General features: G+C 34.7%; 25 protein-coding genes. 20 read left to right on the top strand and 5 right to left on the bottom strand.

The genetic code is table 11. The features are described from left to right. Positions 1 to 388 precede the first annotated feature (388 nt). Entirely contained in the window at positions 389 to 958 is a 570-nt protein-coding gene (locus tag MHH81_RS15940) for a group-specific protein (protein ID WP_340923006.1), read from the top strand. A gap of 135 nt (positions 959 to 1,093) precedes the next feature. On the opposite strand, the gene MHH81_RS15935 is transcribed toward MHH81_RS15940, so the two are convergent. Beyond that, positions 1,094 to 1,345 carry a hypothetical protein gene (locus tag MHH81_RS15935; RefSeq protein WP_340923003.1) on the bottom strand — a complete coding sequence of 84 codons (252 nt, stop codon included), beginning with the start codon at positions 1,343 to 1,345 and terminating at the stop codon, positions 1,094 to 1,096. Positions 1,346 to 1,637: 292 nt separating this feature from the next. On the opposite strand from MHH81_RS15935, the gene MHH81_RS15930 reads away from it, so the two are divergent. After that, a complete protein-coding gene (locus MHH81_RS15930) occupies positions 1,638 to 2,372 on the top strand; it encodes a DUF2268 domain-containing protein (RefSeq protein ID WP_340923001.1) in 735 nt (244 codons plus the stop codon). Positions 2,373 to 2,382: 10 nt separating this feature from the next. On the opposite strand, the gene MHH81_RS15925 is transcribed toward MHH81_RS15930, so the two are convergent. After that, positions 2,383 to 3,090 (bottom strand): class I SAM-dependent methyltransferase, encoded by a 708-nt coding sequence (locus MHH81_RS15925; RefSeq protein ID WP_340922997.1) that lies wholly within the window; start codon positions 3,088 to 3,090, stop codon positions 2,383 to 2,385. Between the two features lie 394 nt (positions 3,091 to 3,484). Between MHH81_RS15925 and MHH81_RS15920 the strand changes: the two genes are divergently transcribed. From MHH81_RS15920 to MHH81_RS15890, 7 genes are all read left to right on the top strand, one after another. Further along, positions 3,485 to 4,804 (top strand): aspartate aminotransferase family protein, encoded by a 1,320-nt coding sequence (locus MHH81_RS15920; RefSeq protein ID WP_340922994.1) that lies wholly within the window; start codon positions 3,485 to 3,487, stop codon positions 4,802 to 4,804. Positions 4,805 to 4,808: 4 nt separating this feature from the next. Further along, positions 4,809 to 5,606 (top strand): transporter substrate-binding domain-containing protein, encoded by a 798-nt coding sequence (locus tag MHH81_RS15915; RefSeq protein ID WP_340922992.1) that lies wholly within the window; start codon positions 4,809 to 4,811, stop codon positions 5,604 to 5,606. A 332-nt stretch (positions 5,607 to 5,938) separates the two neighbouring features. Continuing rightward, positions 5,939 to 6,595, top strand: coding sequence for an amino acid ABC transporter permease (locus tag MHH81_RS15910; protein ID WP_340922989.1), 657 nt, complete (start codon positions 5,939 to 5,941; stop codon positions 6,593 to 6,595). Next, positions 6,588 to 7,310: an amino acid ABC transporter ATP-binding protein gene (locus MHH81_RS15905; protein WP_340922986.1), complete on the top strand. Its 723-nt coding sequence runs from the start codon at positions 6,588 to 6,590 to the stop codon at positions 7,308 to 7,310. The genes MHH81_RS15910 and MHH81_RS15905 overlap by 8 nt, the downstream gene beginning before the upstream one ends. 365 nt (positions 7,311 to 7,675) lie before the next feature. After that, positions 7,676 to 8,041, top strand: a complete 366-nt coding sequence (locus MHH81_RS15900) for a DUF2089 domain-containing protein (RefSeq protein ID WP_340925284.1) — start codon at positions 7,676 to 7,678, stop codon at positions 8,039 to 8,041. Between the two features lie 12 nt (positions 8,042 to 8,053). Beyond that, a complete protein-coding gene (locus tag MHH81_RS15895; protein WP_340922983.1) occupies positions 8,054 to 8,440 on the top strand; it encodes an SHOCT-like domain-containing protein in 387 nt (128 codons plus the stop codon). Positions 8,441 to 8,449: 9 nt separating this feature from the next. Further along, positions 8,450 to 8,731, top strand: a complete 282-nt coding sequence (locus MHH81_RS15890; protein ID WP_340922980.1) for a hypothetical protein — start codon at positions 8,450 to 8,452, stop codon at positions 8,729 to 8,731. Positions 8,732 to 8,800: 69 nt separating this feature from the next. On the opposite strand, the gene MHH81_RS15885 is transcribed toward MHH81_RS15890, so the two are convergent. Continuing rightward, a protein-coding gene (locus MHH81_RS15885; RefSeq protein ID WP_340920239.1) for an IS3 family transposase occupies positions 8,801 to 10,161 on the bottom strand; the annotation gives its coding sequence in 2 pieces (ribosomal slippage) (positions 8,801 to 9,705 and positions 9,705 to 10,161; 1,362 coding nt in all). A 927-nt stretch (positions 10,162 to 11,088) separates the two neighbouring features. Between MHH81_RS15885 and MHH81_RS15880 the strand changes: the two genes are divergently transcribed. Next, positions 11,089 to 11,274 (top strand): hypothetical protein, encoded by a 186-nt coding sequence (locus MHH81_RS15880; RefSeq protein WP_340922979.1) that lies wholly within the window; start codon positions 11,089 to 11,091, stop codon positions 11,272 to 11,274. Positions 11,275 to 11,542: 268 nt separating this feature from the next. Here the strand turns inward: MHH81_RS15880 and MHH81_RS15875 are convergent, their stop codons facing one another. Further along, positions 11,543 to 12,370: an LVIVD repeat-containing protein gene (locus tag MHH81_RS15875; RefSeq protein WP_340922976.1), complete on the bottom strand. Its 828-nt coding sequence runs from the start codon at positions 12,368 to 12,370 to the stop codon at positions 11,543 to 11,545. Positions 12,371 to 12,641: 271 nt separating this feature from the next. On the opposite strand from MHH81_RS15875, the gene MHH81_RS15870 reads away from it, so the two are divergent. The 3 genes from MHH81_RS15870 to MHH81_RS15860 all read left to right on the top strand — a co-directional run bounded on the left by MHH81_RS15870 (position 12,642) and on the right by MHH81_RS15860 (position 14,685). Next, positions 12,642 to 12,989 carry an NIPSNAP family protein gene (locus MHH81_RS15870; RefSeq protein ID WP_340922973.1) on the top strand — a complete coding sequence of 116 codons (348 nt, stop codon included), beginning with the start codon at positions 12,642 to 12,644 and terminating at the stop codon, positions 12,987 to 12,989. Positions 12,990 to 13,242: 253 nt separating this feature from the next. Then, the gene (locus MHH81_RS15865) at positions 13,243 to 14,028 is read left to right on the top strand and encodes a PhzF family phenazine biosynthesis protein (RefSeq protein WP_340922971.1); all 786 of its coding nucleotides are present in this window, start codon (positions 13,243 to 13,245) and stop codon (positions 14,026 to 14,028) included. A 201-nt stretch (positions 14,029 to 14,229) separates the two neighbouring features. Next, positions 14,230 to 14,685: a GNAT family N-acetyltransferase gene (locus tag MHH81_RS15860; protein ID WP_340922968.1), complete on the top strand. Its 456-nt coding sequence runs from the start codon at positions 14,230 to 14,232 to the stop codon at positions 14,683 to 14,685. A 193-nt stretch (positions 14,686 to 14,878) separates the two neighbouring features. Here MHH81_RS15860 and MHH81_RS15855 read toward each other — a convergent pair whose 3' ends face one another. Next, on the bottom strand, positions 14,879 to 15,058 hold the full coding sequence (locus MHH81_RS15855; RefSeq protein WP_340920144.1) for a DUF4083 domain-containing protein: 180 nt from the start codon (positions 15,056 to 15,058) through the stop codon (positions 14,879 to 14,881). A gap of 246 nt (positions 15,059 to 15,304) precedes the next feature. Between MHH81_RS15855 and MHH81_RS15850 the strand changes: the two genes are divergently transcribed. The 7 genes from MHH81_RS15850 (at position 15,305) to MHH81_RS15820 (ending at position 18,761) form a co-directional block, all read left to right on the top strand. Then, positions 15,305 to 15,484 carry a hypothetical protein gene (locus MHH81_RS15850; protein ID WP_340922965.1) on the top strand — a complete coding sequence of 60 codons (180 nt, stop codon included), beginning with the start codon at positions 15,305 to 15,307 and terminating at the stop codon, positions 15,482 to 15,484. Between the two features lie 140 nt (positions 15,485 to 15,624). Next, positions 15,625 to 16,053 (top strand): hypothetical protein, encoded by a 429-nt coding sequence (locus MHH81_RS15845; RefSeq protein WP_340922963.1) that lies wholly within the window; start codon positions 15,625 to 15,627, stop codon positions 16,051 to 16,053. A gap of 216 nt (positions 16,054 to 16,269) precedes the next feature. Further along, positions 16,270 to 16,770: a hypothetical protein gene (locus MHH81_RS15840; RefSeq protein WP_340922960.1), complete on the top strand. Its 501-nt coding sequence runs from the start codon at positions 16,270 to 16,272 to the stop codon at positions 16,768 to 16,770. 268 nt (positions 16,771 to 17,038) lie between these two features. Further along, positions 17,039 to 17,449, top strand: coding sequence for a hypothetical protein (locus tag MHH81_RS15835; RefSeq protein WP_340922957.1), 411 nt, complete (start codon positions 17,039 to 17,041; stop codon positions 17,447 to 17,449). Between the two features lie 306 nt (positions 17,450 to 17,755). Beyond that, positions 17,756 to 17,899, top strand: a complete 144-nt coding sequence (locus MHH81_RS15830; RefSeq protein WP_340922955.1) for a nuclear transport factor 2 family protein — start codon at positions 17,756 to 17,758, stop codon at positions 17,897 to 17,899. 49 nt (positions 17,900 to 17,948) lie between these two features. After that, positions 17,949 to 18,122: a hypothetical protein gene (locus MHH81_RS15825; RefSeq protein WP_340922953.1), complete on the top strand. Its 174-nt coding sequence runs from the start codon at positions 17,949 to 17,951 to the stop codon at positions 18,120 to 18,122. Positions 18,123 to 18,302: 180 nt separating this feature from the next. Beyond that, on the top strand, positions 18,303 to 18,761 hold the full coding sequence (locus MHH81_RS15820) for an NUDIX hydrolase (RefSeq protein WP_340922950.1): 459 nt from the start codon (positions 18,303 to 18,305) through the stop codon (positions 18,759 to 18,761). Positions 18,762 to 18,878: the final 117 nt, after the last annotated feature.

Here is an 18,878-nt window from a genome sequence, read left to right as displayed (position 1 = left end):
TACAATGTCAGAATCTTGTAAACTATATTTATTTGTCTTAAAAAATCGATTTATTGACAAGACTAGTTGTTGTTAGGGAACTGTTAATGAAAAAATTCATATGTAAACTTACACCAAATTTTTTGAGACTGGATAATATTCCCACATAGCCATTAGTAACATACTTAATTGGCAAAACATTCACTATTGAGATGGAGAAATATAAGGCATGAAACAAAAGAAAAAGAGAGAGAAAGAAGGATTTCTCGCTGAGGTTCGTGATTCAATTATTGGAGAATTACTTTGGAACATGTTAATTTTTGTACCAAGAATGATAATTCGATTCTTAAAATATCTATTCTAAGTGAATTATATGAGCTATGAACCTTTTGCTAGGGGGAAAGATGTTATGGATTATGTCTATCATATGGTTCCAAATAAAATGATGAATGACAAGTTGATATCTTTAAATAGTTTGAAAGAGATGGATGAAGAACTTTATCAAGCGTATGCAAAGAAGTATCGAACACATCCTGATCGCGAGAAACTTCTGGAGCGCAGAATTCCCAAACTAGATTGCTTGTGGAATGACGTAATCTTTTTTTTGCCACTTCATCCTCATCATGTATATCGAGCACTAAAAACGGTTGGTGTAAATATTAAGACGAATATATTATTTTACAAAATACCAACTAAAAATCTAATGAATAATAAAAATGCAGTCTATTTATATCTAAAAGAAAATGACAAAGGTCCATCTGCAGAAATAGATAGTAACGATATTAAATTCATTGATATAGAAAGTTTCAATGAATTAACTCATATCCCGAATGATACCGTAACATATTTTGAAGAAGAACATAAAAATGGGAACAATTTTGGAATGTTTGTATATATACCTCATATTTTGAGTTTAGGAGAAGTCAGTATTTTGGACGCAAAAATCATCAATTGGAGCGAGGAAAGCGGTAATTCGTAATAATAAAAAGGGAACTGAGTATCTTTGATAACCCATTCCCTTTTCAATATATAAGTTAATGGGAAGTTCATCCTTATGGGTGGAAGATATTTGTTCTGACATTGTGAAATTAATTTGAATGGAATATTATTTGTTTTACCAAAAAAATGCTGAAGCCAGGGCGATTCCGGTAATGGCTCCAAGTGCTATGCCAAATCCAAATCCAAAACCTCCAAATCCGAAGAATCCTAAACCATAACCACCATGATTATCATCTGGTCTAATCCAAACCATATTTCTACTAATTCTAGTAATCTCCCCTACATGAACACTACCATCTCGACAAGTAATTCTCACTCTTTTCCCATGATATCTACAACATTGGTTATATAATGCCGCTTGATTCATTTTCATCCTCCTTTCAAGACTATTTACATACATGTATGTTCTATTAACATATGCGGTTGATAATATTGCATAATAGACAATTGTCTAGAGAATAAAAGAATGGTGATAATTTCAAGTTTCAACAAACAAAGAGGAATCCAAAACATATGATAGAAGAAAATAATGAAAAAGGATGAGAAATATGCCGGTAATTCAAACTCAGAATTGGCTTTATAAATTTGTTGAACTATGTGAGAAACAGTCGGGAAAAGGGGTATCACTCATACAACGTGAGATAATTAGTGATCCAATCATGAAATTATTTCCTAATATAAACTCTCAAGCATGTCAATATGAACTCCTAAGACACGGATTATTTGATCCAAATGAATGGTTGACCTTAAAAGATAAAGTAAAAGAAATGGAAACACAAAATGTTTGGCAAGTTGTGAAAGAAGAATATAAAATGCTCAGAAGATTATGGGATGGCCCAAAGGTTCCCATTTATATTTTTCCTATAAAAAAAGTAAGTTCCAAATTTGGAGAGCAAATACCTAATAAAAATGGGGTAGCTTATAGAAAGGCACTATTTTTATTTTTATCAACTGAACTAGCAAGAGAAGAAATAAAGGCTTTATTAGCACATGAATATAACCATGTTTGCAGACTAAGCTATTTGGATTTATCTCCTGAAAAAATCTCTCTGAAGGATTCACTAATTATTGAGGGTCTTGGGGAATATGCGGTCAAGGACTTATATGGTGAAAAATGGTTAGGTCCATGGTCAAATCTCTATTCATTGAGAGATGCTGTTGAATTATGGAAAGAACACTTTATCCCTTCGTTAGATGTAAAAGGTGTTAAAAATCATCATCATTTTTTATTCGGCAAAGACAGAAGTCCATTACCTAAATGGATTGGTTATTATATAGGTTATCAGATTGTTAATACCTTCCAGAAGAATCGAGGTCCTTTTCGTCTCAATGAGCTATATTCCAAATCATCTAAAGAAATAATAGCTGGGTCTGACTTTCCAATTAATAAATAAACGGTGCGAATTATTTTACATGGCATCTAAATGCACGAAATCCAATTACATGATGGTTATGAAGTATAAAACGATTATGTTCCTCCCATAAATCGAAGAGATTCCTATCAATTTTTTCTGATTGATTCATGTCATCTATTTCACTTTGAACAAGTTCAGATGGAGTATTTATTAAGTCAATCTGAGCGAATCCCGCCTGCTGTAACCGTTCTATCCACTCTTCTTCATTTAAAATTTCATGGATACCGTATAGGCTAGATATTTTTCCTTTTAAGTCTTCTGTCAAATGTTGTTCAGCGGTCATTTCGATCATAAACAATTTCCCGTCCCTTTTTAAAACTCTGGAAAGTTCATGTAACGTCTTTGAAATATCAGTAAAGACGATAACGGACTCGGCTATAATAAAATCGAAGGAATGATCTACAAAATGCAAACTTTGTACGTCTCCTTCGATCACTTTAACAGTGCTTTCATTGTTTTTAAATCTTTCCCTCGCTTTTTCTACCATTATTGGATGATTATCTATTGCAGTCACTAGACAATTAAATCTTTCAGCTAAGAATGCTGCTGTCTGTCCCGTTCCACAACCTATTTCTAGCACTGATTCAGTTGGGTGTATGTTTATATCTTTCCATATAGATTGGGTTAGATTGAATCCGCCAGGATGTGCACCTCCAATTCCAAAATTAGCTAATAAATCTAAATAAGCATTAGACATTGGATTTCCCTCCTATTTTTCATACTGCTATAGTATGCTTTCCATTCATAAAGTGGCTAGACAGGGCAGTAGACTTTGCGTACTTATTAGGAGAATCAAAGTTTAGAAGTATGTAAGGTTTGGAAAACATTTGAGTATACTTCCTTGTTGTAAGTCCAAAATATGTTTAGAACTTATTTCGACACAAGAGTGTAATTTATTTCTGAAACTTCATGCAATTTAAACTTTAAAATTCATGAAATTTCCTGTTGAATATTTATACGTATAGGCTTATATTAAATCAATGTTAATAAATTTTTCGTAGATAGTAGATGATTTATGCATTTACTAACTTCCTAAATAGTGTGTATCTGTAGTCATTGTAATAACTTGTAGAAAAGTGAGTGTGAACAGCATGAGTAACTGGTTGGAATTATATGAAAATATGGGAGATTATTTAGCTCCAAGTATGGCAAAAGATCATCCAAATATTCCGATTGTGAAGGAAGAAGGCTGCTACTACTATGGAGTAGACGGTAAGACGTATTTGGATTTTACATCTGGGATTGCGGTAGCCAATACAGGGCACCGTCACCCAAAGATCGTGCAAAGCATTAAGGATGCAGCAGATCAACTTGTTCATGGCCCATCAGGTGTCATTATGTACGAATCGATTTTAAAGCTAGCAAAAAATCTTGGCGAGGTTTTACCAGGGAATTTAGATTGCTTCTTCTTCGCAAATAGTGGAACGGAGGCAGTGGAAGGTGCATTGAAACTCGCGAAATTCGTGACACAACGCCCATATGTTGTTTCTTTTACCGGTTGTTTTCACGGTCGTTCACTAGGTGCATTAGGTGTGACGACATCGAAAAGTAAATATCGTAAGTTTTTACAGCCCTCGCATTTGTCTTACCAAATTCCTTATGCTGACGAAAAAGGCAGTCCTGAGGGAGTGGATCCTGAAGTTTACTGTGTAGAACAGCTAGAGAAGGATTTCAAACGACTTTTCAAACACCAAGTTACTCCTGAGGAAGTGGCATGTATTATTTTAGAGCCAGTCCTAGGTGAAGGAGGGTACATTATTCCTCCAAAAGCATGGGTAAAGAAAATTCGAGAAATTTGTGATGAGCATGGTATTTTGTTAATTTTTGACGAAGTGCAAACGGGCTTTGGACGTACAGGCGAATGGTTTGCTGCACAATACTTCGACGTAACGCCAGACATTATGGCGATTGCAAAAGGTATAGCATCAGGCTTACCACTAAGTGCGACAGTTGCTTCTAAGGAATTAATGAAAAAATGGCCATTAGGAATGCATGGTACGACTTTCGGGGGAAATCCTATTGCGTGTTCAGTTGCGTTAACAACTTTAGAAATACTTCAAGAGGAAAAACTTGTGGAGAACTCAAAAGTTGTTGGAGCTTACGCGGCCGAGCGTTTAAAAGAGCTTCAAGGGAACTATCCTATTATTAGCGACATTCGCTCGGTTGGTTTAATGATTGGAATTGAAATTTCAAATCCTCTAACTGGTGAGTTTGATGGACAAGCCGTAATGAAAATTCTTGACTATGCATTAGAAGAAGGCGTGCTTTTTTATCTATGTGGCAATGAAGGCGAAGTCATTCGCATGATTCCACCGTTAACTATAACTAAGGAACAAATCGACGATGGTTTAGAGATGCTTGAAAAGGCAATCATTCGTTATATGAAAGAAATACAAATTACAAAGGAGTAAAATCATGAAAAATAAATTATTTATGTTGATGTTAGTGCTAGTAATTGCTGTTTTAGCAGCATGTGGTACAAAGGACAAAGAAGAAAAAACAGGTAGTGAAGGTACAAACACAGAAGATAAAAAAGTATTAGTTATGGGTACATCTGCAGACTACCCACCATTCGAATATGTTGACACTGCAGTTAGTGAAGACATTATCGGGTTTGACGTAGACCTTGCAAAATTAATCGGTGAAAAATTAGGATATGAAATTAAAATTGAAAATATCGACTTTAACAGCTTAATCCCGTCTATACAAGCCGGAAAAGTAGACTTCGTACTAGCTGGAATGAGCCCAACACCGGAGCGGGATAAAGTAGTAGACTTTTCTATTGCTTATAACGAAACAGTTCAAATGGTTGTAACTAAAAAAGATAGTGGTATTCAAACAGTTGAAGATTTAGCAGGTAAAACAGTTGGTGTACAAGTATCTTCCATCCAAGAAGATCTTGCTAATGAAGTGGCAAAAACTGTAGATATGACAATTGAAAGCCGTAACTTAATTCCAGAAGTTTTCCAAGACTTAATGACGAAACGATTTGATGCTGCAATCATTGAAGATATCGTAGCTGAAAACTATGTTAAACGTAATGACGATTTAGCTTTCTTCCCAGTAGCAATAGATGATGCTGACTATAAAGCAGCTGTATTCCCAGAGGGAAGCGAATTAAAAGCACAATTTGACGAAGCAATTCAAGAGTTAATCGATAACGGCAAGATTGAAGAATTAAGACAGAAATGGTTTGTTGTAGAAGCAGAATAACATTAACTTCATACAGCAAATGTTTTTTTGCGACGAGCTTGCGCAGGAGCAGATGTTTTTTTTTGCGACGAGCTTGCGCAGGAGCAGAAGTTTCTCACCTCTAAAGGTGGAGAAATGAATACAAGATTTAGGCTTTTTCATTGGGTGTCCAAACACCCGCTAAAAGAAGTGAAAGCCTCAGGACGGATATCACAGATTTTGAAAGAATTTAATCGTGGAAGCACGATTCAAAATCTGGACGTAATTATGCCGAGTCGTAATTGATTCAGCAGACGTATAAACGACGTGGCGAATTTGAACATAATAGCTTGAAAAGAAAGGAGGGCAACGATGTGTTAGATTTCACAGCAGTCGTTCCCTCTATTCCTTATATTTTAAAAGGAATAGGTGTCACGCTTCAAATAGTTATTGGAGCTACTATCATGGGTCTTGTGCTCGGTATTTTACTAGCACTTTGTAAAATTGGGAAAATAACTGTATTACGTTTACTAGCAGATTTTTATACATCTATTTTTAGAGGAACACCGCTTGTATTACAATTAATGCTTATTTTCTATGCGATTCCTCAATTATTTGATATTCAAATTGATCCAATGCCAGCTGCTATTATTGCATTTGGTTTAAACTCAGGTGCGTATATTTCTGAGGTTATTCGAGGTGGTATTAATGCGGTTGATAAAGGCCAGCAGGAGGCATCACTTGCATTAGGTATTCCATACGCAAAAATGATGAAGGATATTATTTTACCACAGGCCATGAAGAACATTATGCCTGCATTAATGAATGAATTCATTACATTAAATAAGGAATCTGCGATTGTAACGGTAATCGGGGCGCTAGATATTATGCGCCGTGCAACCGTTGTTGGTGGTTCTAATTACCATTATTTAGAGGCCTTAATAGTTGCCGGTGTGATTTATTATATTATGACGCTCATTTTAACCTTCCTTGGTAAAATGCTAGAAAAGAGGATGAGAAGAAGTGATTAAAGTAGAAGACTTGCATAAATCATTCGGACAAAATGAAGTGTTAAAAGGGATTTCAACTGAAATAAAAGAAAAAGAAGTAATCGCTATTATTGGTCCATCGGGTTCGGGAAAGTCAACGTTTTTACGTTGTATAAACTTATTAGAGGAACCAACGAAAGGCGTTATTACGATAGGAAACGATGTTGTAACAGATAAGAGCACAAATATTATGAAGGTACGTGAAAATGTCGGAATGGTGTTCCAGCATTTCTACTTGTTCCCGCATAAAACTGTGCTTGAGAACATTACGTATGCACCAAGAAATGTGCAGGGGATTTCGAAAACAGAAGCAATTGCAAAAGCAGATGAGCTTCTACGTCAGGTTGGTCTTTATGAGAAACGGGATGCATATCCAAACCGCCTATCAGGTGGACAAAAGCAACGTGTAGCGATTGCGCGTGCATTAGCGATGAATCCATCTGTTATGCTATTTGATGAACCAACGTCAGCGCTTGATCCAGAGATGGTAAAGGAAGTACTTGAGGTAATGAAGTCACTTGCTGAATCAGGTATGACGATGGTCATTGTAACGCATGAAATGAACTTCGCTCGTGAAGTAGCGGATCGTATTCTATTCCTAGATGGTGGTCAGCTTGTGGAAGATACGCCACCAGCACAGTTTTTCACAGAGCCAAAATCCGTTCGCGCGAAAGAGTTTTTAGAGAAGGTTTTATAATCATAGACGAGCAAGCCCTGTTGATATGGGGTTTGCTCGTTTTTTATGGAAGATATTCCATGTTTGATAAAAATAATTCATAAACTAAAAATAAGGCTCTGTAAACGATCAATTGCTTTAAAAAAGTCCTTAATATATGAGCGAAATTTATCTTGTAAAGTATATACCGAAAAGAAGGGTGTAGAATAAGTCAATTTTGACTCATTCTACACCCTTTTTTTTATTGAAAATTATATTATTTATAAATGAATTAATATTATTTAGTATTTAAATTAATTTAATTTAATTATTTAATTTAAATATTGATTTTGTTATTGTGGTGATATATGATGAATACAAATAAGAGGAGGGACTTAAAAGATATTATGGCCTATCAAGTTATTAGTCATTGTCCTGTCTGTAGTGAAACATTAAAAATCACGAAGTTGCATTGCACTCACTGTCACACAACAATTGAAAATGAATTCGAATTATCCAAATTGGCTTCCCTATCAAATGAACAACTTCGATTTGTCGAAGTATTTCTAACATGTCGTGGCAATATTAAGGAAGTTGAAAAAGAACTTGGAATTTCCTATCCAACGGTTCGAGGCAAACTAAATGAGGTTGTTAGCTCCCTAGGATTCGAAACAAAGAAGAAAAACGATGTGGATGAGAAAAAGGTAATTGCAATGTTAGAAAACGGAGAAATAACTTCGGAAGAAGCGATTAGACTTTTAAAAGATGAATAGGGGGAATTAGAGATGAATGCAGAAATTGAAAAAGTATTAACAATGGTACAGGAAGGGAAAGTGGATGCAGCGAAGGCTTCCGAGCTTATTCAAGTGTTAAAAGCACGAGAATCTGGAACCGCATCTTCACCAAAACCACCTGTATATGCAGACAAAACATTAAAAGTACGAGTTGTATCAGCTGAAAATGATAACGTCACTGTCAATTTGCCAATTAAGCTTGTAAAAGTTGTATTGTTGGCCGGACACAATATTGCTTCAAGTATTCCACAATCAGAAAAGTACGTAAAAGACATCGATATCAGCTTAATTCTGGATGCAATCGAAAATGAATTAGACGGACAAATTGTTGATATCAAGTCTGCAAATGGTGATACAATTTCCGTTACGATTGAATAGAGTGCTCATATGCTAAACGTAAAAGTAAAATCAAAAAATGTACGACTCTCGATTCCTGTTCCTTATATGATACTAAACATAGGCATTACTATACTTTCTTCACAATTATTGAATAAAATGATAAACAAGTGGACGGTGGAGAATAAGAAGGAAAAAGAAATGCTATTTACGATTCCGCAACTAGATAAAAAGGAACTCAAAGAAATTGTGAAAGAAATGAAAAGGCATAGAGGGCTCGAAATCGTTGATGTCAAAGCAAAAGATGGTACAGAAGTTTTTATTAGGTTATAGATGTCAATTAAAGATAATAATGAAAAGACCAAATTGACTGATGTGACCCAATAAAGTTAGACAAATAATTTAGGCTGCTTCTAAGAACTGAGTTCGGTATTCTACCGGGCTCAAGTCTTTTAATTTTGCCTTCATTCGCTTGTGATTATAATACTCCATATATTCTTCTAATTCCTTTTCAAAATGCTCCATGCTCTCAAACTCTTGTAAATAAAGCAGTTCAGACTTTAATAGGCCAAAGAAATTTTCAACGACTGCGTTATCTAAACAGTTCCCTTTACGAGACATACTCTGCGTAATTTGATGTGCTTGTAATGTCTGTTGATATTTTTTCATTTGATAATGCCAGCCTTGATCAGAATGAAGGATGACTTCGTCTCCTGGCTGGAGGCGCTGAACAGCTTCGTCTAACATATCTCCTACAAGTTGATAGACCGGTCGATTCATGACTTTATATGCGATAATTTCACCGTTACATAAATCTAGAACAGGTGATAGATAACGTTTTTCTCCAAAGAGATGGAATTCGGTCACGTCTGTTACCCATTTTTGATTCATTTTCTCCGCCTTAAAATCACGTTGTAATACATTAGGAGCGATTTTCCCAACGTTTCCTTTATAAGAGCGATACTTCTTCATACGGACCTCACATTTTAAACCGATTTCATTCATTAAGCGATTGATGGTCTTCGGGTCATACCTAAATCCGTATTTCTTCAGTTCTTTCGTGATGCGGCGGTAGCCATAACGACCCTTATGTTCGTGATAAATGATCTTGATCGCTTCTTTTACTGTTTCATATTTATCTACTTGATTCAATCGTTTTTCCCAGTAGTAATAAGTACTGCGTGGAATGTCAGCGACTTGAACTAAATCCACGACTTCATAATGTTTCTTTAGTTCAAAAATTACTTGCGCTTTGATTTTGTTTGTAATTTTTCTTGTTCGTGAACTAAAGCTTTCAACTTTTTTAAGTAGGCATTCTCCATACGCAAACGTTCATTTTCAGCTCGTAGAGCTTCCATAGATCCTTCAACTGGAGTTGTTTTTTTGTCATTCGATTTGGTTTCCTTTTTCATGGATGGACGCCTCTTTTTCTTTGTTTTTAGCGCGTCCAATCCTTTTGTCTTAAGCAACTCCTCCCACTGATAAATAGTACTCGGAGAAGAAATATTAAATTTGCTTGCCGTTTCTAGAAAAGACGCACCTGTTTCGTTCATAAAATTAAGTACGTCTAGTTTAAACCCAGATGAGTAGCTTGTATAGCCTTTCTTAAACCCTTTTTCACCCTGTGCTTCAAATAATTTCACCCAAGTAATGACTTGAGATTTAGCTACGCCAATGCTTTCTGCAATAGTTTGATAGCTTTCGTTTCCAGTTAAATAGCGTTCCACCGCTTGTAATTTAACTTCTACTGTATATTTAGACATAAAAACACCCCGTAAATGTTAGTTGGTGTCTAACATTTACGGGGCAGTTCATGACTGATGGTCTTTTTTTTTATGTTTTTTTGTATGAAGCAAAGGAGGAATTGATTCATATCGCGAAGATTATATAATATCGTCCTAACACTGGATTGGAACGATGAAAGTGAAAGTTTTATTTTAATGTAGCTTTGTAAAAAAGATTGATTATTTATAATAAAGTTTGATTAAAATCATCTCACCTCTATTCTTTAGAGGTGAGATGATTTTTTATTGGATATTTATGTTAATATCATTATAAAGATTGTGAAGAAATGTACTTAAACTATTGGGGCAGGCTGTTAAATGTTTTATGCTACTTTGAAAGGAAAATATTGCTAAAATATGTAATCTGTTTGAGCCTTTTCAAAAGAAAAAAGCCTTGAGGTTTTTAATTACCCAAAGGCTTTCTGGATTTTAGTAAAGAGTAGGAGTAGGATAACAGGCAACGGCATCTATAAATCTTGGGTCAATTCCGTAGAATTGCCAGAAGGCACCGTTCCATCTATATCCAGATACTTCACCGAATTCCACGCGAGTGGGGTAATACCAGAATTGGTCCCCATTTATAAGCCATACATAAGTGTTTTGGTATACACAGTCAACGATATAGGATACAGAAGGTTTTGGTGGTATGAAAGGTGGGGGAGGGGATTGTGGGGCCATTGTTCCCTCGGGCTGGAAAAATCCCATGTGATTTCACTCCTTTAAATTGGTTCTCAATATTATATGCTGAAAAGAAGAAGTAAAAGGGCTAAGTAATAACATAAAGAAGATATTTGGAATTTGGAATACATTAAATCAGAAAAATGACAACACTTAATAAGACCCTGCTCAATCGTTAAAAAAGAGGAGAGCGTACATTAATAAGTCTATGGATAAGGGGGGAAATTATTGGATATTAAACAAAACCCCATATTTAGTATTGTTGGAATAATACTGTGTTTTATCTTATTTGTCGTAGGTATGTTGTATGCTGAACAAATTCCTTTACTTATTATAGTAGGTATTTTAGGGCTGGGTGGTATGAGTTATTTAGTGTCCCGTATTGTAACGAGGGCTATGAAAACTCAGAATTAATACTATAACTTATTTAAGTAACGAGTGGTTTAATTGAACAAGACCATTTCGATGGTCTATTTTTGTCCAAAATATCAAGTAGATTTCGGCGATCGAGTGTGAAATGTTACAAGAAGAGCAACCCCTTTTGGCGTTGCTTTTTATTGTCCTCATAAATCCTAATTTAAAATACTTTCGATACAGTTCGTGTCTTAAACTGTCACTTAACTGTGCATATATCCTAGTCGTCTCTTTTCAATATAGCTACTTTTGTTGAATAGAGCATCTATCAAACTGTCATAAAAATAGCCATTCCGGAAGGACGATTTAAATTTCCGGCATTGAATTGCCCTACAGGGACAGGATCGGTTGGATTGGAAATATCATAAATTTGTACCGTGTTAGCAAGAGTGGTTGCTACATACAACGTGGAATCTGTAATTTCCAATCCAAAAACATCATTCGCATTAAACTCGCCTACACGTACTGGATCGGTTGGATTGGAAATATCATAAATTTCTACCGTGTCATTGCCTGTATTTGATACATACAAAGTAGTACCTCTTATAGCCAAGGCAAAAGGACCATCTAAATTTCCGGAATTGAATTCGCCTTCACGGACAGGAGCGGTTGGATTGGAAATATTATATATTTCCACTGTGTCATCCTCTGAATTTGAAACATATAACGTGGTACCTGTAATCGCCAATCCGCCAGGAACAAATAGATCTCCTACACCAAACTCGCCAACACGGACAGGAGCGGTTGGATCGGAAATATTATAAATTTCAACCGTATTATTATCTTGACTTGTTACATACAAAGTGGTGTCTGTAATAGCCAATCCGGAAGGAAGCATTAAATCTGCAGCACCAAACTCGTCAACACGGACAGGAGCGGTTGGATTGGAAATATCATAAATTTCTACCGTGTTGTTATCAGCAAAATTTGTTACATACAAAGTAGTACCTGTAATTGCAGCATCGATAGGATCACTTAAATCTGCTGCACCAAACTCTCCAATACGGACAGGAGATGTTGGATTAGTGATATTATAAATTTCTACCGTGTTATCACCAAAATTTGTTACATAAAGAAGTCTTCGTCTTAATCCCAAAATATTACCTCCTTTTTTTGAACTAAACTATCATATGCATCGAAATCGAGGGATATGGGATAAACATCTATTTATAGAGTAGCTTTTTTTGTAGTTCTTGTTTCTTTTCCCATGAAGAACGTAATTTTCTTTCATATTATGTGGTGAAGTTGGGTTTCATGGATGGCTACCGGGGCAGGTTAGTTCAATAAGAGGAATATGACGAGGTATTATCGAAATAAGTAAGCGGTGCAGGAAAATCTTTAAATAAAAAGTTATTGGAGGTACTTGTATGTTTTATAGGAGAAAATTTTACACTGTAAAAAATGATTTTGTAGAGAAATTTAATGAACATTTCAACAAAACTAATTTACCTAATCAACTACAGCACGGAGCTCGTTTGGTAGGACGTTGGATGAATGATAATAAAGATAATACTACGGAAATTTTCGCTATTTGGGAATATGACAGTTATGACGATTATATAGAAATAGAGAATAATATAAAAGCAGACGGTACTCACGTTAAACGAATTAAAGAGTGGTACGAGAAAAATGGCGGTAGGGAACATGTTTTTACTGAATATATATTGGAAGTGAAAAACGAAGCGTTAGTTTCCACTCTAAATAAAGATAACTAATAATGTTAAGTACTTGTTGAACTTATGTGGTGCTTTACTTGAAGATCATTGAGCTGTTTAGACAGCTCATTTTTCTTATTCAACTACCATGGAAGAACATAATTATCTTGCATATTCTGTGGTGAAGCAGTGCTTCATGGATGGCTAACGGGGCAGTTTAGTTAAACAAGGGAAATCTAATTATGATAGGTGTATGTCAAATTTATTAGAGAATTAAAAGGAAGAAAAGGTCACACCAAACGAAGGAGTCAAAATGAAATTATCTAGCTTTAATACGTTTACAGAGAAAGCTTTTAAAGGAAATCCTGCCGCTGTATGTTTGTTAAGCGATGAAAAAGCTAGTAGCTGGATGCAGAATGTTGCAAAAGAGGTGAATTTACCGGTTACCGCTTTTATTAATCGCAACAAAAATGAATACCATTTACGCTGGTTTACTCCTTCTACAGAAATACCTATTTGTGGACACGGAACACTGGCAAGTTCCTTTTTTTTATGGAAAAACGGGTACGTGGAAAAAGAAAAAACCATTATCTTTTATACAAAAAGTGGTATTCTCAAATCACGATTCGTAGATGAATGGGTTCAATTAGAGTTTCCTTCGATTCTTGAAGAGAAGTCAATTACTCCTGATTTATTGAGTGAGGCTTTAGGTGTTGAGCCTACATACGTTGGAAAAAACCAATTAGATTATTTAGTGGAAGTAAAATCAGAAGCTATTGTAAGGGATTTAAAACCAAGGATAGACCTGATTACCCAATTACCAGCCCGTGGAGTTATTGTTACAAGTCATTCGAGTTCAAGTGAATATGACTTTGTTTCACGTTTCTTTTCCCCAGCTCAAGGCCTTAATGAGGATCATGTGACTGGTTCAGCACATTGTTGTTTAGGTCCATATTGGAAGGTGAAATTACAAAAAAGTGAGTTCACTGCTTACCAAGCTTCCGATAGAGGTGGTTTTTTAAAAGTTAAAGTTTTAGATGATAAAGTTTTACTATCAGGGAAAGTGGTGACAATTTTTGAAGGTGATTTGACTATTTAATATTAATAATCCCTTCTTCTACTGCCATGAAAGTAAGTTTCTTCAAGGAAACAAAAATGACAACACTTAAGAAGTCCCCTGCTCAATCGTTCAAAAAAGAGGAGATCGTACATTAATAGGTCTATGGATTAGCGGGTTAGTGAAAAGAAGGAATCGAATGTTATTTTATAGAAGTTACAAGTATAAGGGGGAGAAAAAATAATGATTAAATTAGTTTTAATGAATTCCGATGAGTATCAAAAATATATTACTTCAGCGATTAAATCATATGCGGAAGAAAAAGTTTTATCTGGAAATTGGTATCAGGAAGAATCAATAAGTAAAGCGGAAGAGGAATACACAAAGCTTTTGCCAAATGGTGAGAAGACTGAGAGTAATTACTTATACACTATTCTAAATGATGACGAGGCAATTGGAGTTATATGGCTTGCACAAAAATCTGAAAAAGAAGGATTTATTTATGATATTAATATATTAGAAAAATACCAAGGATTTGGGTATGCCAAGGAAGCAATGAAGCAAATAGAGAATGTTGGGCAAAAACTTGGAATGATTAAAATAGGTCTTCATGTTTTTGGTCATAACAAGATCGCAAGAGGATTATACGAGAAATTAGGTTATCAGACTACAAATATTTTGATGGAAAAAGAAATTTAATGTTGCTTATATTGAATTAGTTGGGGTGTTACTTAAGAGGGGTAACTCCCTTTTCTTATTGAACTAAAGGGGCAGGTTAGTTGAATAAGAAAAGGGGAGTTTTTATGTCGCATTTGACACAAATTATGTAGTAGAAAGTATCATTAAGACAAAAAAAAGCATCAATATTGATGCTTAGGAATTGACTAGAATGTCATGAACGCTCTTTTTCAAGTAAATCAATGATTCTATCCAGTTTAGTTTGAACCTCTTTAGAATGGTAATTCCGCAAGCTTGCATTTATTAATAACCTTCTTAGAAACAAAGTGAAAGAAAGTACACCTACCAATATTAAAGTTAATATAAAAAGAGTATAGATTAAATCAATGTTCAATTTAAACCCCCCTAGATCCTATTTTTTCTAATTGTACCATATTTATACCATGCAGAAAATTAGGATTATCCTTTAGTGGTAATGGACAGTCCGAACATAATTTGTAATAGAAGTGAAGGTGCTTGTTCAACTAACGTGGTGCTGTACTTCAAGAAGGAGTAAAGCCTTTTTTCTTATTGAACTAACGGGGCAGTTTAGTTGAAGAAGGGCTATAGAAAAATTATGGGGGTTTGGGGGGGTTCTAATTTGGATTTTTGGAGGATACTTATATTTTTAATGATTGTAATTAGCGTTTTTTCTGCTTGGAAAGGTTATAGAAGAAAGCTTGAAAAAGCAGAAGGTGAAGAAGAAATAAGACATGCATTTGTGCCTTTTCTCCTGATGATAATATTGTTTCTTATAGCAATTGCAGTATTTATTTTTTAAGCTAACGGGTGCTTTACTTCAAGAAGGAGTAAAGCATTTTTTCTTATTCAACTAAAGCAGCAGATTAGTTTAAGAAGGAGTCCTAAAGGTGATTGGAGAAATTAACCAATATGTATATTTAGGTATGGGGGTTGAGTTACATGATTATTAGAAAGCTTGTGTCCGCGGTAATGACTTGTGTGTTGGTTATGTTAAGCTTTTCCCTAGGAGGAGAGTCAACTCTTGCAATCGTAGTAGGTATTTATCTATTTCCAATTCTTTTGATTTATGGAGTACCTGCATCTATTCTCTCTGATTTCGTCACAAAAAAACGAAGAGGAATCCTTAGAGTAATTTTTGCATTAATAATGCACTTATTCCTAGCCGCTTTGTTTGTTGTAATCCCAGCTTTATTTTCAGGTAGCGAAATTTTCAACTTTTATTTCATTATTTCTCTTTTATCTTCATTTCTGTTCTATTGTATTGATGAGTTTCTTAGGTCTAAATTGGCTAAATATTTGCGTCAGAAGATTTTTTTGTCTAAAAGAGCTAAAGATTTATGTAAAAAGATTGGGGACTTGAGAATTTAGAGAAGTTGTATTATCTTGTTCAACTAACGGGTGCTTTAGTTAAAATTCATGGTGTTGCTTATGCAACTCTTTTTTCTTATTGAACTACCATGGAAGAACGTAATTTTCTTGCATATTCTGTGGTGAAGCAGGGCTTCATGGATGGCTAACGGGTAGTTAAGCAAGCGGCTGCCTGTAAGGGTAGCTTTTTCTTATTGAACTAACGCAGCAGGTTAGTTGAACAAGAAAATAGGATGGGATAGGTTAGAAATGATAAAAGAGACTATAACTTGTAAAACTGTAAGTGTGTATTCTGATGGTTTAACAAGAGGTAAATCATATAAGGTTCTAGGTGTAAATGAAGAAAAACAAATGGTTCAAATTGCAGGTGATAATGGTCGGCTTAGATGGTTTCCACAACATATATTTAATTTAGATGGTTCCGTGGTTGTAAAATTATTAAATTGGAAGTTTGATGACGAGGTTACGGAAGATCCAAGTGAAACAAATTGGATAGAAATTACTTTAGAAATGAGTGACGGCAGCAAGAGATGGTGTATTCTTTTTACTCCTAAAAGATTGATTAACATATTTAATCAACCAGACATTGATCCTCCAGGAATGCATATAAAACATATGATTATTATTAGGAGTTATACCTATGAGGATGTCAATAGAACTTTGATATCTCTGGACGAAGATGATGAGTTATTTGATGCAACATTACCACTAGAATAAAGAAAGTTGTAATTTCTGTTGTTTTTTAAGGATTTTCTTGTAAAGGTTGCGTACAATCAGACATTATTAGAGTAGTAATCTTTGTTCTTATTCAACTAACCGAGTGCTTTAGTTGAAGAACAATGAGTTGCAATGCAGCTCTTTTTTCTTGTTCAACTAACGGGGTAGGTTAGTAGAAAAGTAATAAAAATGGAAAACATATAAGTTGTGTAGAATATACAAGTAACACCAAAAAGGAATTCATTAGACAAAAAGTGAGGTTCTTTATTTGAAGAATGTATTTAATAAAAGGGAAAATAATTTGAGGGTATTCAGCTTTGTAATGGGAATTATTTTACTAACAATTTTAGTTGGGTGTTCTACTACAACGACAGAACTAGAAGTGGTAGGAGTCACCCCCAATAAAGATTTATTAGCACAATTTGCTTTTGAAGATAGAGTTTACTCTATCGAAGGCAACAAAACTCCTGCCGAGAAAATAAATAAAGAGGTAGGGCAAATAGAAAAAAATGTAGACGAAATTAAAGGAGATGGTCATTTTAAATTATTTAACTCAAAAATAGACCATTTAGGTAATGCCAGCATATTTTCCATTAAAGATGTAGATAAAGATACTGTCGTTGCTGTCAAAGTTAATGATATATATTATACTGCGATTGTTGCGGGAATATTAGATTAGCTATTTAACTACCATGAAAATAAATTTCTTCAAGAAAAGAAAAATGACAACATTTAAGAAGACCCTGCTCAATCATTAAAAAAAAGAGGAGAGCGTCCATTAGTAAGTCTATGGATTACGGTGGACTGGATTAAAGGTCATTATAAGTATTGACACCTCTTAACCATCTTTTATTCTCTGTTGTGTAGCACTATATTATCCTGCATGGATGGCTAACGGGGCAGGATAGTGAAAGAAGAGCTATTTCTGGTAACAAGATATTTACAGGCATATAGTGATTAATAAATACTAAAAGGGGACTTTACTATGGAAGAAAATCTAATTATCGAACATGAAGAAATGCTTCGAAAAGCAATGTTATCTAGTAATTTAAAAACCTTAGATCAACTGATTCATGATGATCTTATCTTTGTTAATCATTTTGGACAAATACTAACAAAAAGAAGCTGATATTGAAGCGCATCGTTCGGGATTGTTGAATTTCACTGATATTAAAGTTATGGATCAACGAGTAAAACTTCTAGATACTTCAGCAGTGACCGTAACACGAGTCTCTTTAAAGGGAACATACGGTGCTGATTCAATTGAAGATGAGATGAGTTACACTCGGGTTTGGCAAAATATAGGTGGGGAAATGAAAATAATTTCAGGTCATTGCAGTTCTACTAGGTAGTAATTTACAATAGGGAGCGTTTTTCTTATTCAAGTAACGGTGTGCTTTACTTGAAGATCATTGAGTTGGTAAAACGGTTCTTTTTCTTATTAAACTAAAGAAGCAAGATAGTTTAAGAAGTAAGAAGAGATATATTTAAGATGCGAAATTAATTAGATAACTTAATTGTGGAGGTAATATATGGGCTATATTATGGATTTAAGAAAGATAGTAGGTAGTAGTCTGCTAATTATGGTTGGGGCGTGTGTAATTGTATTAAATAAAGAGAATAGGATACTATTGCAACTTCGCAAGGATAATAACTGTTGGGGATTAGCTGGTGGTTCTTTAGAAATGGGTGAATCTTTAGAACAAGTAGCTAAAAGAGAATTATTTGAAGAAACAGGTTTGGTCGCAAATAAACTAGAGCTATTCAATGTCTATTCGGGCGAAAAATTCTATTATAAATATCCGCATGGTGATGAGGTTTATAATGTGGTAACAGCTTACATATGTAATGATTTTGAAGGAGTGTTGAAAAAAGAAGAAAGTGAAGTTCAAGAACTATATTTCTTTCACTTTAACGAAATACCATCGAACATTAGTCCGCCCGATTTACCAATAATTCAAGAATATATTCAAAAGTGTTTCTTCAACTAACGGGTGCTTTAGTTGAAGAAGAGCTACTAAAAAATGATCAAACCTTTTTAAACAACTGTATACTAAATCACCAGAAAAAAAGCACTTTAATTAATCTTTGTTCAAAACGCTTTCTTT

This window comes from Psychrobacillus sp. FSL H8-0484 (genome assembly GCF_038005325.1).
Lineage (GTDB): Bacteria > Bacillota > Bacilli > Bacillales_A > Planococcaceae > Psychrobacillus.
Note: the sequence above shows the minus strand (reverse complement) of the source record. Positions and strands in the feature narration are given on the sequence as shown.